Origin of the sequence: Halorubrum sp. Eb13 (genome assembly GCF_002252895.1) — an archaeon.
In the GTDB taxonomy this organism is placed as follows: domain Archaea; phylum Halobacteriota; class Halobacteria; order Halobacteriales; family Haloferacaceae; genus Halorubrum.
In genome coordinates, this window is sequence record NZ_NHPE01000064.1 from 1 (window position 1) to 11,753 (window position 11,753).

The 11,753-nt window shown below is 73.7% G+C and carries 13 protein-coding genes and 1 tRNA gene; 4 read left to right on the forward strand and 10 right to left on the reverse strand.

The window, feature by feature from the left end; all coding sequences use genetic code 11:
* Positions 1-251 precede the first annotated feature (251 nt).
* The gene (locus DJ75_RS07475; RefSeq protein WP_094523890.1) at positions 252-1,004 is read left to right on the forward strand and encodes a hypothetical protein; all 753 of its coding nucleotides are present in this window, start codon (positions 252-254) and stop codon (positions 1,002-1,004) included.
* 15 nt (positions 1,005-1,019) lie between these two features.
* Here DJ75_RS07475 and DJ75_RS07480 read toward each other — a convergent pair whose 3' ends face one another.
* Positions 1,020-1,508 carry a cupin domain-containing protein gene (locus DJ75_RS07480; RefSeq protein ID WP_094523891.1) on the reverse strand — a complete coding sequence of 163 codons (489 nt, stop codon included), beginning with the start codon at positions 1,506-1,508 and terminating at the stop codon, positions 1,020-1,022.
* 312 nt (positions 1,509-1,820) lie between these two features.
* Here DJ75_RS07480 and DJ75_RS07485 point away from each other — a divergent pair, with 312 nt between their 5' ends.
* The gene (locus DJ75_RS07485) at positions 1,821-3,389 is read left to right on the forward strand and encodes a (R)-citramalate synthase (RefSeq protein WP_176451426.1); all 1,569 of its coding nucleotides are present in this window, start codon (positions 1,821-1,823) and stop codon (positions 3,387-3,389) included.
* Positions 3,390-3,421: 32 nt separating this feature from the next.
* Here DJ75_RS07485 and DJ75_RS07490 read toward each other — a convergent pair whose 3' ends face one another.
* Positions 3,422-5,068: an alpha-amylase family protein gene (locus DJ75_RS07490; RefSeq protein WP_094523893.1), complete on the reverse strand. Its 1,647-nt coding sequence runs from the start codon at positions 5,066-5,068 to the stop codon at positions 3,422-3,424.
* A 147-nt stretch (positions 5,069-5,215) separates the two neighbouring features.
* On the opposite strand from DJ75_RS07490, the gene DJ75_RS07495 reads away from it, so the two are divergent.
* Complete coding sequence (locus DJ75_RS07495) at positions 5,216-5,527, forward strand: hypothetical protein (RefSeq protein ID WP_094523894.1); 312 nt, start codon at positions 5,216-5,218, stop codon at positions 5,525-5,527.
* Positions 5,528-5,559: 32 nt separating this feature from the next.
* On the opposite strand, the gene DJ75_RS07500 is transcribed toward DJ75_RS07495, so the two are convergent.
* Positions 5,560-5,922 (reverse strand): group 1 truncated hemoglobin, encoded by a 363-nt coding sequence (locus DJ75_RS07500; protein WP_094523895.1) that lies wholly within the window; start codon positions 5,920-5,922, stop codon positions 5,560-5,562.
* A gap of 115 nt (positions 5,923-6,037) precedes the next feature.
* Positions 6,038-6,122: transfer RNA gene (locus DJ75_RS07505), tRNA-Ser, on the reverse strand.
* 131 nt (positions 6,123-6,253) lie between these two features.
* On the opposite strand from DJ75_RS07505, the gene DJ75_RS07510 reads away from it, so the two are divergent.
* Positions 6,254-7,216 (forward strand): MoxR family ATPase, encoded by a 963-nt coding sequence (locus DJ75_RS07510; protein WP_094523896.1) that lies wholly within the window; start codon positions 6,254-6,256, stop codon positions 7,214-7,216.
* A gap of 26 nt (positions 7,217-7,242) precedes the next feature.
* On the opposite strand, the gene pyrE is transcribed toward DJ75_RS07510, so the two are convergent.
* The 6 genes from pyrE to DJ75_RS07540 form a co-directional block, all read right to left on the reverse strand.
* Entirely contained in the window at positions 7,243-7,791 is a 549-nt protein-coding gene (pyrE, locus tag DJ75_RS07515) for an orotate phosphoribosyltransferase (protein ID WP_094523897.1), read from the reverse strand.
* Between the two features lie 93 nt (positions 7,792-7,884).
* A complete protein-coding gene (kdgK1, locus tag DJ75_RS07520) occupies positions 7,885-8,850 on the reverse strand; it encodes a bifunctional 2-dehydro-3-deoxygluconokinase/2-dehydro-3-deoxygalactonokinase (protein WP_170938302.1) in 966 nt (321 codons plus the stop codon).
* Between the two features lie 146 nt (positions 8,851-8,996).
* Complete coding sequence (locus DJ75_RS07525; RefSeq protein WP_176451159.1) at positions 8,997-9,542, reverse strand: hypothetical protein; 546 nt, start codon at positions 9,540-9,542, stop codon at positions 8,997-8,999.
* Between the two features lie 16 nt (positions 9,543-9,558).
* Positions 9,559-10,836, reverse strand: a complete 1,278-nt coding sequence (locus tag DJ75_RS07530) for a DUF58 domain-containing protein (RefSeq protein ID WP_394338272.1) — start codon at positions 10,834-10,836, stop codon at positions 9,559-9,561.
* Between the two features lie 134 nt (positions 10,837-10,970).
* Positions 10,971-11,561 (reverse strand): hypothetical protein, encoded by a 591-nt coding sequence (locus tag DJ75_RS07535; protein WP_094523899.1) that lies wholly within the window; start codon positions 11,559-11,561, stop codon positions 10,971-10,973.
* A partial coding sequence (locus tag DJ75_RS07540) for a DUF4129 domain-containing protein (protein ID WP_141211992.1) occupies positions 11,561-11,753 on the reverse strand: 193 nt, incomplete at its 5' end. The genes DJ75_RS07540 and DJ75_RS07535, both read right to left, overlap by 1 nt.

Sequence of the window (11,753 nt, forward strand, 5' to 3'; positions counted from 1 at the left end):
GGGGAGGCGTGAGGTGCGGTTGCGGTGCGGTCCGGGTGGGACTCAAAAGAGCAGCCGCGAAGACGAAGCCTGACGACGCAAGGACCGCAAGGAGCGAGCAACGCGAGCGACTGAGGACCGCGGCGAGTCACGCGAGTCTTCGCGGCTGGGGCTTTGGCAGTGTTTACTATCGTTTTGCAATCAATCGCTTATAAACGAGCGGCCGGAAAATCGAACGTTGTCACCGCAATACCGACGACATCCATTTATAAATGATCGATCGCGACCTCGCACTCTTTATCAATCGAACCGCGCCCACCCACCTCGTGACCCCCTTCAGCGACGTGGCCCGCGCGGCCTACTGCCCGCGACAGCTCTACTACGCCCGCCGCGAGGACGACCGGACGGTTCCGGCGGACGCCCGCGCCCGGATCGACCTCGCCTACCGCTACCCCGCGCTCGCCGACGCGCCGGACGCAACCCTCCGGCGGCTCCCGATCCGTCGCTCGCCGGCCGCGTACCGCCGGAACCTCGACCGGCTCCGCGAGCGCGACGACTACGACCGCCTCATCGATCCCGAACGCGAACGCGCGTTCGTCTCCGGGAAGGACTGTCACGGAACGGTGCACAAGGTGCTCGCCGGCGGGGGCGACACCGCCGGCGCTGCCGAGGCCGCCGACTCCACCGACGACGACCCGCCCGTCCCCACGGTCGTCTCGCCGGGCGAGCCCCCCGAAAACGGCGTCTGGGAGCCGCAGTCGGTCAGGGCGGTCGCCGTCGCGAAGGCGGTCGCGTGGGAGCGCGAGCGCGAGGTGCCGCGCGCGCTGGTCGAGTACCCGACCGTCGGCGCCGTGCGCGAGGTCCGACTCACCACCCGCAGGAAGGCCGCCTACCGCCGGGCGCTGCGGGCGGCCCGCGCGGTCGACGGCCCGCCGTCGCGCGTCGACGACGACCGCTGTTCGGCCTGCGACTACCGCGAGGAGTGCGGCGTCGGTCGCCGGTCGTTCCGGTCGCTGCTGGGATGAGGCAGCCGCCGGCCCCTACGGCGAAAACGACGCGCCGCACTCGCTGCACGTGAACCGGAACCGGCCCTCGTCGGTCAGCTCCGTCGCGTGCGGGAGTTCCTCGCCGCAGGTCCGACACTCGATCAGCGACTCGATCACCTCCCAGTCGTGACGCGCGCCGGGCGCGCCCACCGCCCACGCGACCACCTCCTCGTCGGCGTCCTCGCGGACGAACCCGGACTGGAACTCCCCGGGCGCGAACCGGATCAGCTCGCCGGCCCCGACGTCGACGCGCTCGCGCTCCCGGCCCACTTCGAAGGTGGCGGTGCCGGAGCGGACGTAGAACAGCTCCTCTTGGTCACCGTGCGCGTGGAGTCCGCCGGAGAGGGCGTCGCCGGGCGCGAGCTCGAAGTAGTTCATTGCGACGTGTTCGGTGCCGAGGGCCCGAGAGACCGGTTTGCGCACGTCGTGGACGTCCATCGGGTTCGTGACGACGTCGACGTCGTCGATCGCGACTCGTTTCACGCGGGCCCGCTCTCGACCCGCGCGTGTAATCCTGCCGCCCTTGGCGCGCGTGACCACGTCGGCGGATCCTCGACGAACCACCGATCTCGCCGACGATCCGTTGGTCATTCCTGTCGCGACCCGTCCGTTTATACGTGTGTGACGCGTCGGCACGGACACGAATGACACGAGACGATCGTGGTCGTTCGGAGGATAGAGGAAGTCGCCTCCCGGCGGCTGGCCGCGAAATTCTCCGGCGATAACGACTCCGGGGCACGACCGCCCCGCGGCGGCACCGACCCCGAACCCACCGCAGAGCCGACGGACTTCCTTTTGACCCGAACACCACTCACCGAACTCGACGAGGTACAGCTGTTAGACACCACCCTGCGCGACGGCGAGCAGATGCCCGGCGTCTCGCTGACGCCGGCCGAGAAGGTCGACGTCGCCCGCGAGCTCGACGCCGCGGGGATGCACCTGATCGAGGCCGGCTCGGCGTGCACCTCCGAGGGCGAGCGCGAGGCGATCCGCCGGGTCGCCGACGAGGGGTTCGACGCGACCGTGACGAGCTTCGCCCGCGGCGTGAAGCGGGACGTCGACCACGCGCTCGACTGCGGCGTCGACGGGATCAACCTCGTCGTCCCCGCCTCGGACAAGCACGTCGAGACGAAGGTCGGGTCGACCCGCGAGGCGGTGGTCGAGACGACGGTCGAGCTCGTCGAGTACGCCAAAGACCACGGCCTCTGGGTCGAGGTGCTCGGCGAAGACGGCTCCCGCGCCGACCTCGACTACCTCGAACGCCTGCTCGGCGCCGGCCTCGACGCGGGCGCCGACCGGATCTGCTACTGCGACACCGTCGGCGCGGCCGACCCGGAGCGCACCGCCGAGGTCGTCTCCCGGCTCGCCGACCTCGGCCCGACGAGCCTCCACACCCACGACGACCTCGGCCTCGGCGTGGCGAACGTCCACGCGGGGCTGACGGCCGGCGCCGACACCGTCCACGGCACCGTGATGGGCGTCGGCGAGCGCGCCGGCAACGTCGCCCTCGAAGAGGTCGCCGTCGCGCTCGCCCGATCGTACGACGTCGACACGGTCGAGTTAGCGCGGCTCTACCGGCTCTGCCGGACCGTCTCGGAGGCGACCGGCGTCGCGCTCCCGCCGAACAAGGCGGTCTGCGGCGCCAACGCCTTCGCCCACGAGTCGGGGATCCACACCGACGGCACGCTCAAGGACGGGACGATGTACGAGCCGTACCCGCCGGAGACGGTGGGCCGCGAGCGCCGGCTCGTCCTCGGTAAACACGCCGGCCGCGCGGGCGTCAAGGCCGCGCTCGCCGAGCACGACGTCGCGGTCGACGCCGACGAGCTGAGCGAGGTCGTGAGCCGCGTGAAGGAGCTCGGGGACCGCGGGAAGCGCGTCACCGACGCCGACCTGCTCGCGATCACGGAGGACGTGCAGGGCCGCGAGCGCGACCGCCGCGTCGAGCTCGTCGACCTCTCGGCCACCTCCGGCGGGAACCTCCCCACGGCGTCGGTCCGGCTCCGCGTCGGCGACGAGCAGCGCGTCGCCTCCGGCACGGGCGCCGGTCCGGTCGACGCGGGCCTCGAAGCCGTGCGGGCCGCGCTGGCGGGCGACGGCGACGGCGCCGAGAGCGACGGCACCGGCGGCGTCTCCTTCGACCTGGACTCCTACCACGTCGACGCGATCACGGGCGGCACCGACGCGGTCGTCACCGTCGAGGTCGACCTCTCGCGCGGCGACCGCTCCGTCTCGGTCTCCTCGACCGACGCCGACATCACCCGCGCCAGCGTCGTCGCGATGGTCGACGGGCTCGACCGCCTGCTCTCGGCCGCCGCCGAGGACGGCTCGGTCCCGGACGTCGCCTCGCTCGCGGACGACTGAGCGAAGGAATTCCCGACCCGCCGTCGCCGCCCTCAGCGCTTCTCGCCGCGCAGCCACGCGTAGTCGCAGGCGTCGAGCTCGACCGTGACGCCCCCCTCCGCGACGTGGTGCTCGCCGTCGCCGACGACGTGCTCGACGGTGTCCGGGTCGACGTCGAACCCGACGACCTCCTCGCGGTACCCGTCCGCGAGGTTGTGCGCGCAGAGGAGGACGGTTCCGTCGTGTTCGAACCGGTGAACGCGCGTCTCCTTGTGGTCCGTCTCGAGCGCGCGGTAGTCGCCGCGGGCGATCTCCGGACAGGCGTCGCGGGCCGCCACGAGCGCCTCGACCCGCGAGAGCAGCGAGTCGGGGTCGCCGCGCTGGGCGGCGACGTTCACGCGGTCGTAGGCGGACGGCCCCTCGTCGACCGCGGGGTTGTAACACTCCTCGGGGGCGGCCGTCGAGAAGCCGCCGTTCGGGGAGTCGTCCCACTGCATCGGCGTGCGGACGGCCTCGCGCTCGGGCAGGGAGAGGTCCGCGCCCATCCCGATCTCGTCGCCGGACTGGAGCGCGACGGAGCCGGGCAGCGAGAAGAGCAGGCTGTGGGCGACGGCGATCCGACCGGGGTCGCCGTCGTACAGGTCGGCCAGCCGGAGCCGGTGGCCGCGCTCGAAGATCCACGAGTCGCCGTCGTCGTCGCCGAAGTACCCGCGGGCGTGTTCGAACGCCTCCTCCGGCAGCTTCAGCAGGTTCCACTCGTCGTGGTTCCGCAGGAAGTTCACCCAGGTGCCGACGCCGGAGACGTCGGGGAGGACCTCCTCGGCGCGCTGTAGCGGCCAGGTGTCCTTGACGCCGACCGCGTACGTGAGGTGCGCGTTCATCACGAAGTTGAACTGGAGGTGGAACGCCTCGCCGTCGCCGAAGTAGTAGTCGAGGTGTTCCGGCTCGTCGTCGGCCTCGGCCAGCAGCACCGCGTCGGACTGCTCCGCCTCGACGACCCGGCGCATCTCCTTGAACAGCTCGATGGGGTCGCCGAGGTCGGTCTCGTCGAGGGTGGTCGCGTCGTGGCCCTTCGGCATCAGCATCGGGTGGGCGGCGTCGATCCGGAAGCCGTCGGCGCCCCGGTCGAGCCAGAAGCGGAGCACGTCGTACAGCTCCTCGCGGACCGCGGGGTTCGCGACGTTGAGATCGGGCTGGTGGCCGTAGAACTGGTGGAAGTAGTGTTTGTCCGCGACCTCGTCGTACGACCAGACGCCGTCCTCGTACTCCGGGAAGATGTTCCCGCGCTGGTGGGCGTCCGCCAGGTGGCTCGTCCACAGGTAGTAGTCGTGGTACTCCGACTCGGGGTCCTCGCGCGCCCGTCGGAACCACTCGTGTTCGTTCGAGGTGTGGTTGAAGACGAGGTCGGTGATCACGCGGATCCCGCGCTCGTGCGCCCGGTCGGCGAACTCCCGGAAGTCGGCGAGGCTCCCGAGCCGGTCGTCGACGCCGTAGTAGTCGGCGACGTCGTAGCCGTTGTCGCGGAGCGGGCTCGGGTAGAACGGTCGGATCCAGAGCGCGTCGACCCCGAGCTCGTCGAGGTAGTCGAGCCGCTCGATCGCCCCGCGGAAGTCCCCCCAGCCGTCGCCGTCGCCGTCGTTGAACGTCTTGACGTCCAGCGAGTAGATCGTCGCGTCCTCGTACCAGTCCGGCTCGCTCATGCGCACGGGTACGGAATCGGGGGTCTGGTTTCTTGCGGTTCGTTCGTACCCGCTCCGCGAGGCGCTTTCGCCGCCGCTCGCGTCGCTCCGCTCCGCGACCGGGGGCGTCTGACGAGGTTTTTAAGCGACGACGCCCCAACGTCGCCCGTGAGCGTCGTCGTCGCGGTGAAGCCCTCGGCGCGCAAGCGGAACGCGAAGGTCGGGCGGCTCGTCTTCGAGGACGGTCCCCGCCACGCGTTCGAGAGCCGCGCGGCCGCGGAGCGGTGGGCGGCCGACCTCTCGACGGGCGACGGCCACGTCTGGGTCGCGAGCGCGCACCCCCGCGACGACGACGCGGTCGACTGCTACCTCGTCTCGCGGGCGACCAACGCGAAGCTGGAGGCGGCGTACGACAAGCGGCGACGGCGGCTGCGGGGCGACTCCGGATCCGAACAGGAGTCGCTGGGCGGGCAGCCGTAGGCGACGGGCGCGGTCGGTGGTTTCCCTCCGCGTCACGCCTCGACGATGTCCTCTCTGAACGCCTCGACCGCCTCCAGTACCGCCTCGCGGTCCGCGTCGTCGACGTCGAACTCGCGGAGCGCGGCGTCGAGGTGGGCCGCGATCGCGTCGAACTCCGCGTCCGTGACGCCGAGCCCTCCGTGGGCCGTCTCCATGTCGTCGCCCCCGTACTCGATCGGGCCGCCGGTGACCGCGCTCAGGAACTTCGTCTGGTGGGAGCGCTGATCGGCCATCTCCACGTCGTCGAAGTGGTGCGCCACCCGCTCGTCGGCCAGCACTCGGTCGTAGAACTCGTTGACGACCGCGCCGATCGCCGGCCCGCCGCCGAGCCGGTCGTACAGCGTCGCGTCCGGCATACGATTCCGTCGCCTCGACGAGGGATGGCTCTTTCCCCGCCGCGGCGCTCGGTGACCGCTCATGGGATCCCTTCGACCGCGGCCGCGTCGCTGGGCGGAGCGGGTGAGAGAGAAGCGCCGAGGCGGAGATTTGAACTCCGGTGTCCGAATGGACAGTAGATTTCGAATCTACCGCCTTGGCCAGGCTAGGCTACCTCGGCTCACTTGCCGGTTGGCCGGTTCCGCTGTTATGCGTTTCGATCGCCGATGCCGACCTCGGGAGCGGCCTCGACGCGTCGCCGAGGCGACCGCCGCCGGCAACGCTTTTCGGCGCGGCCCCCGTGCGCCCGGTATGGACGTCCCCGAAGCGGCGGCGGCCTGCTCGCGCGTCGTCGACGAGGTCGGCGGCGCGGTCGTCGCCGACCGCGAGTTCCTCGACCGCGTCACGCTCGGGATCCTCGCCCGCGGCCACGTCCTCTTGGAGGACGTGCCCGGCACCGGGAAGACCCTCTCGGCGCGCTCGTTCGCGACCGCGCTCGGCCTGGAGTTCTCCCGGGTGCAGTTCACGCCCGACCTCCTCCCGTCCGACGTCACCGGGACGAACGTGTTCGACGAGCGCGACGGCTCCTTCGCCTTTTCGCCCGGCCCGGTCTTCGCCAACGTCGTGCTCGCCGACGAGATCAACCGCGCGCCGCCGAAGACGCAGGCCGCGCTGCTGGAGGCGATGGAGGAGGGCCAGGTGACCGTCGACGGCGACACCCACGCCCTGCCCGACCCCTTCTACGTCATCGCGACGCAGAACCCCGTCGAGAGCGAGGGCGCGTTCCCGCTGCCGGAGGCCCAGCTCGACCGGTTCGCGATCAAGACCTCGATCGGCTACCCCGACGACGACGGCGAGGTTGAGCTCCTCCGCCGCCGCGCGGGTCGCGCCGAGCAGGCGCCGACGGTCGACCGCGTCCTCGACGCCGACGCCGTCTCGGCGCTCCGCGAGGTGCCCGAGACGGTGCGCGTCGAGGACGACCTGCTCGGGTACATGGCCGCGCTCGTCCGCGCGACGCGCGAGGACCGCCGCGTCGACGTGGGCGTCTCGCCCCGTGGCACCCAGCGGCTGTTCGAGACCGCCCGCGCCGCCGCGGTCGTCGCCGGCCGCGAGTTCGTCACCCCCGACGACGTGAAGCGCGTCGCGGAGCCGACGCTCGCGCACCGGCTCGTGCTCACCCCCGACGCCGCCGTCAACGACGTCGACAAGCGCGACGTGATCGCCGACGCCCTCGACCGCGTCGCGGTGCCGACGGTCGAGGCGCCCGAGGCCTGACGCCGGTTTGAAAAGCGGTCTGCGAGCTACTCCGCGTCCCGCTCCGCCAGCAGCTCCGTCGCCGTCAACAGCGACTCCAGCTCCACGTCGTGGTCGGCGAGCAGCTCCGCGGCCCCCTCCTCGCGGTCGACGACGACGAGCACGCGGTCCACCGTCGCGCCCGCCTCGCGCAGCGCCTCGACGGCGTCCACCGCGGACTGCCCGGTCGTGGCGATGTCCTCCAACACGACGACCTCCTCGCCCTCGTCGAGCCGGCCCTCGATGCGGTTGCCGGTGCCGTACTCCTTCGCCGACTTGCGCGCGATGACGTACGGGCGCCCCAGCTCGGCGGCCGTGACGGCCACGAGCGGGACCGCGCCGAGCGCGACCCCCGCGAGCTTCGCGTCCGTGTCGGCGAGCCGAGCCGCGAACGCCTCGCTCACGAGCGTCAGCGCGTCCGGGTCGGTCTCGAACAGGTACTTATCGACGTAGTAGTCGCTGGTGCCGCCGTGCGAGAGCTCGAACTCGCCGAATCGGACGGCGTCGGCCGCCCGCAGCGCGGCGATGAGCTCGCTCCGTCGCTCGTCGTCGGTCATACCCTGACGGGGCGGGCCGGCGACTATAAACGGGTCGGAACGCGGGCGACGGCCGGAACGGAGACGCCGGCCGGATCGGAGCCCGATCGGTCGCTAGCGGTCGATGCCGCTGCCGCCGTCGACGACGTCGGCCACGTCATCGGGCGTGATCACGGCGAGGTCGCCGTCGACGGTGCGCTTCAGGGCGGCGGCCGCGGCGGCCCACTCCAGTCCGTCCGCGACATCGCCGCCGTCGAGCCGGTTGGCGAGGTACCCCGCGACGAACGCGTCGCCGGTGCCGATCGCGTCGAACGTCTCCGCGTCGAAGACGCTCTGCTCGTACACCGCGCCGTCCCGCAGGGCCACCGCGCCCTCGCTCCCCCGCGTGACGACGACCGTGTCGAAGCCGAACTCGGAGGCGAGCCCGTGGGCGATCTCGACGGCGTCGCCCTCGCGGCCCAGCACCTCGCGGGCGTCGCGCCGCGGGACGAACAGCGTGTCGACGTGCGCGAACAGCTCCTCGTACGCCGCCCGGGCCGTCTCGGGGTCCCAGAGCTTCGCCCGGTAGTTCAGGTCGAACGAGCGGGTCGCCCCGCCCTCCCCCGCGGCGCGGAGCAGCGCGGTCGTCGTCTCCGCGGCCCGCTCGGAGAGCGCCGGGGTGATCCCGGTCGTGTGGAACCGCTCGGCCGACTCCAGCGCGGCGGTCGGGAGCTCGTCGGGCTCGACCGTCGTGATCGCGGCGTCGGCCCGGTCGTAGATCACGCTCGTCCCGCGGGGCTCGCCGCCGTGTTCGAGGTAGTACGTCCCGACGCGGCTCGACTCGGGGTCGGCCCACGCGACGCCGGTCCGGACGCCGTGGCTCCGGAGCTCGCTCACGACGCGGCGGCCGAGCGGCGACTCCGGGAGCTTGGAGAGCCAGACGGCGTCCGCGCCGAGCCGCGCCGCGCCGACCGCGACGTTGCTCTCCGCGCCGCCCGCCTGTACGCCGAGGGTCCGGGCGGTCTCCAGCCGGTCGCCGCGCGGCGGCGAGAGCCGGAGCATCGTCTCGCCGAACGTCACGAGGTCCGTCACGCCGACCACCCGACGCGTCCCGCCGTCGCCGCTGTCGTCGCCGCCGACGCCGCGGCCGTGGCGGTCGCTGCAGTGCGCATACCGGAGCGTCGGCGGGGGAGTACAAAAGGGCAAGCGATCGCCGCCGGCCCGACCGCCCGCCGTCTCGGACCACCTCACCGGAGCGCGGACGCCAGCACCACCGCCCCGAACAGGAGCAGCGCGAGGGCCGCGACAGGCTGCGACCCGGCGGCGGCGAGGTAGACGCCGTAGACGACGCCGACCGAGAGCGCGCCGACGAGCAGTGTCGTCCCGGCGTGGACGGCGACGTTCCGCCGGGTCCGGGCCTCGCGGCCGACCTGTGCGCCGACTGAGAGCCCGTGGTCCGCGGCGTCCCACGCGACCGCGAGCGCGACGCCGCCGACGAGCAGCGCCTCGACGCCTCCGCCCCGATACCCCGCGACCGCGAGCCCGACGGTTCCGACCCCGGCCGCCCACGAGAGGAGCCGGTGCGACCGCCGGAACGACCCGGCGACGAGTCCGACCGTCGCGGCGCCGAGGAGGGCGCCCCCGAGCGGCGCGGCGAGGAACCCCGCGAGGCTCGCGACCGCGGCCGCGACGAGGGCGACGACGACGGCGAGCGTCGGGGGGCGGGCGTCGCGCTCGGGTCGGTCGGTCGGTGCGTTCGCGCCGCCGTCGGCGGGGGAGCCGTCGGCGCTCACGGCGACCACCCGGCGCTCACGGCGACCACCTGTTCGTCGCTCGCGCGACCGCGACGGGGAACGACTCCCCGTCCCACTCGACCGCGCGGATCCCAGCCGAGCGGAGCTCCCGAAGCCGCTCGCGGCGCTCGAATCCCACGAGCCGCTCGCCGGGGGTCTCGCCGGCCGTGACGTCCGGCGAGAGGGCGGTGACGAGGTGGCCGTGCGCGTCGATCCGGCGCGCGATCGACGCGGCCGCGTCGTCGACGAGCGGGGTGAAGAAGAGCACCTGCGCGTCGGCCGGGAGCCGCCGCCGGAACCGGCGGAGCCACAGCGACCGGTAGAACCGGTCCCCGCTCGGGGTCGGGGCCAGCGCGGGGTCGGTCGCCAGCGTGTCGCGGCCCCGCGCGGCGTGCGCCGAGCCGGCGCCCGGCGCGAGCCAGCAGTCGACGGGGCCGAGCGCCGCGATCCCGACGCGGTCGCCGCCGTCGAGGAGCGCGCGGAACGCCTGCCCGGCGGCGCCGACGCTCGCCTCCACCGCCGTCTCCGCCGCCGGCTCGGGCGCGGCGTACGCGGACTCCCGCGCGTCGATCAGGAGGACGACCGTGGCGGCGCGCTCCTCGCGGAGCTCCACGGTCGCCAGCTCCCCCGTCCGCGCCCGGCGGTTCCAGTCGACCCGCTTGAGCGGGTCGCCGCGGCGGTACTCGCGAGTGGCGTGGAACTCCACGCCCGCCCCGCCGACGTCGGTCGGCATCCGGCCGTGGTACCGCGTCGTCAGCCCCCGGAGCGGGAGGTCGCCGCCGGCGGCCAGCTCCGGGGTACAGACGACCCGCGCGGGGTCGGCCGGCTCGATCGCGGTCGTCCGCTCGCGCGATCCGGAGGGGTTGCGCGTGATCGCCGTGACCGCCTCCCACTCGTGCTCGCCGCGGGTCGCGCGGACCGCGTACTCGAACGCGGCCGCCGATCCCGGGCGGAGCGCGGTCGCGATCCGCGCGGGACCGTCGACGACCTCCAGCGCCGGCGGAACCCCGTCGACGAGCCGGAGGTCGGCGACGGGGACGTCGCCGACGTTGCGCGCCCGGACCGCGACGGTCACCTCGTCGCCGGGCTCGGGGGTCGCGTCGCTCACCGTCCGGGTGACGTCGAGCGTCGCGGCCGGCGCCTCGCCGACGCCTGCGTAGAGGGCGTAGCCGACCCCGACCGCGCCGAGGAGCACCAGCCCCGGCCGCCGGGCGATGACGCCGACGCCGACCAGCGCGAGCGCCGCACCGCGGATCCCGTCCCACCGCCCCGTCTCGACCTCGCGGCGGGTCATGCGTTCGGTCGTCGCGGGCCCGTCGTCGCTTCCCTCGCCGTCCCCCCCTCCCTCGTCGTCGCTTCCCTCGTCGTCGCTCTCCTCGCTATCCGCCGCCCCTCCGGCGTCGACCGCCGCCGACCGGCGACCCCGGCTCATCGGTCGGCCTCCGGCGTCGCCTCCGCGCCGCCGGCGCCTCTTTCTCCCTCCGCCCGGCGGATCGCGTCGACGACGGCCCGGAGGCCGAACTCGTAGCGCGAGCGCCCGGTGACCATCGCCCGCAGCCGGACCCGGACCGGGTAAGACGACGAGCGCGCGAGGAACGCGGCGGCGGTCGCGTCGCCGGTCCAGTCGCCGGTCTCGACGAGGCGCTCGGCCGCCTCGACCGAGACGTTTCGCTCGCGGGCGACGGTCGCGACCGCCAGCTCTCGGACCCGTTCGCGGACCTGTCGACGCGCTCGGTGTCCGCCGCGCGCGGGACCGGTCGCCCGCTCGATCCGGTCGTCGAGGTCGGCGCCGGGCACCGCGGCCGGCGCCCGCCGCTCCGGGTCGCCGGGGGCGGCCGCCTCGCGTCGCCGCCTCCGTCTGGCGTTCGCGTACCTGAGCCCCTGGACCACGCCGAGCGCGCCGATCAGCGTGACCACGGTCTCGGAGGGGTCCAGCGCGCTCGCGACCCCGCGGTCGACGGCGGCGACGAAGCCGACCGCGACCGCCGCCACGCCGAGGGCGACGAGGGGCCGGACCACTACTCCGCACCCCCGTGGCGCTCCTCGATCCGCCGGAGGGCCTCGGCGGCCCGGCGCTCGCGCTCCTCGGTCGCCTCCTCGCCCCCGTACCGTACCCGCTCGAAGACGGCGGTGAGGTCTCCGACCGGCTCCGCGTCGACGCCGGCGTCGACGGCCGCGGCCGCGAACTCGGCGGGCGTCGAGGAGGCGGGC

Bases quoted from the DNA above. Each gene is read 5' to 3' on its own strand.
- DJ75_RS07475 (WP_094523890.1), top strand. From the start codon at position 252: ATGATCGATCGCGACCTCGCACTCTTTATCAATCGAACCGCGCCCACC.
- DJ75_RS07490 (WP_094523893.1), bottom strand. From the start codon at position 5,068: ATGAGCGAGCCGGACTGGTACGAGGACGCGACGATCTACTCGCTGGAC.
- DJ75_RS07510 (WP_094523896.1), top strand. From the start codon at position 6,254: ATGGACGTCCCCGAAGCGGCGGCGGCCTGCTCGCGCGTCGTCGACGAG.
- pyrE (WP_094523897.1), bottom strand. From the start codon at position 7,791: ATGACCGACGACGAGCGACGGAGCGAGCTCATCGCCGCGCTGCGGGCG.
- DJ75_RS07530 (WP_394338272.1), bottom strand. From the start codon at position 10,836: ATGACCCGCCGCGAGGTCGAGACGGGGCGGTGGGACGGGATCCGCGGT.
- DJ75_RS07500 (WP_094523895.1), bottom strand. From the start codon at position 5,922: ATGCCGGACGCGACGCTGTACGACCGGCTCGGCGGCGGGCCGGCGATC.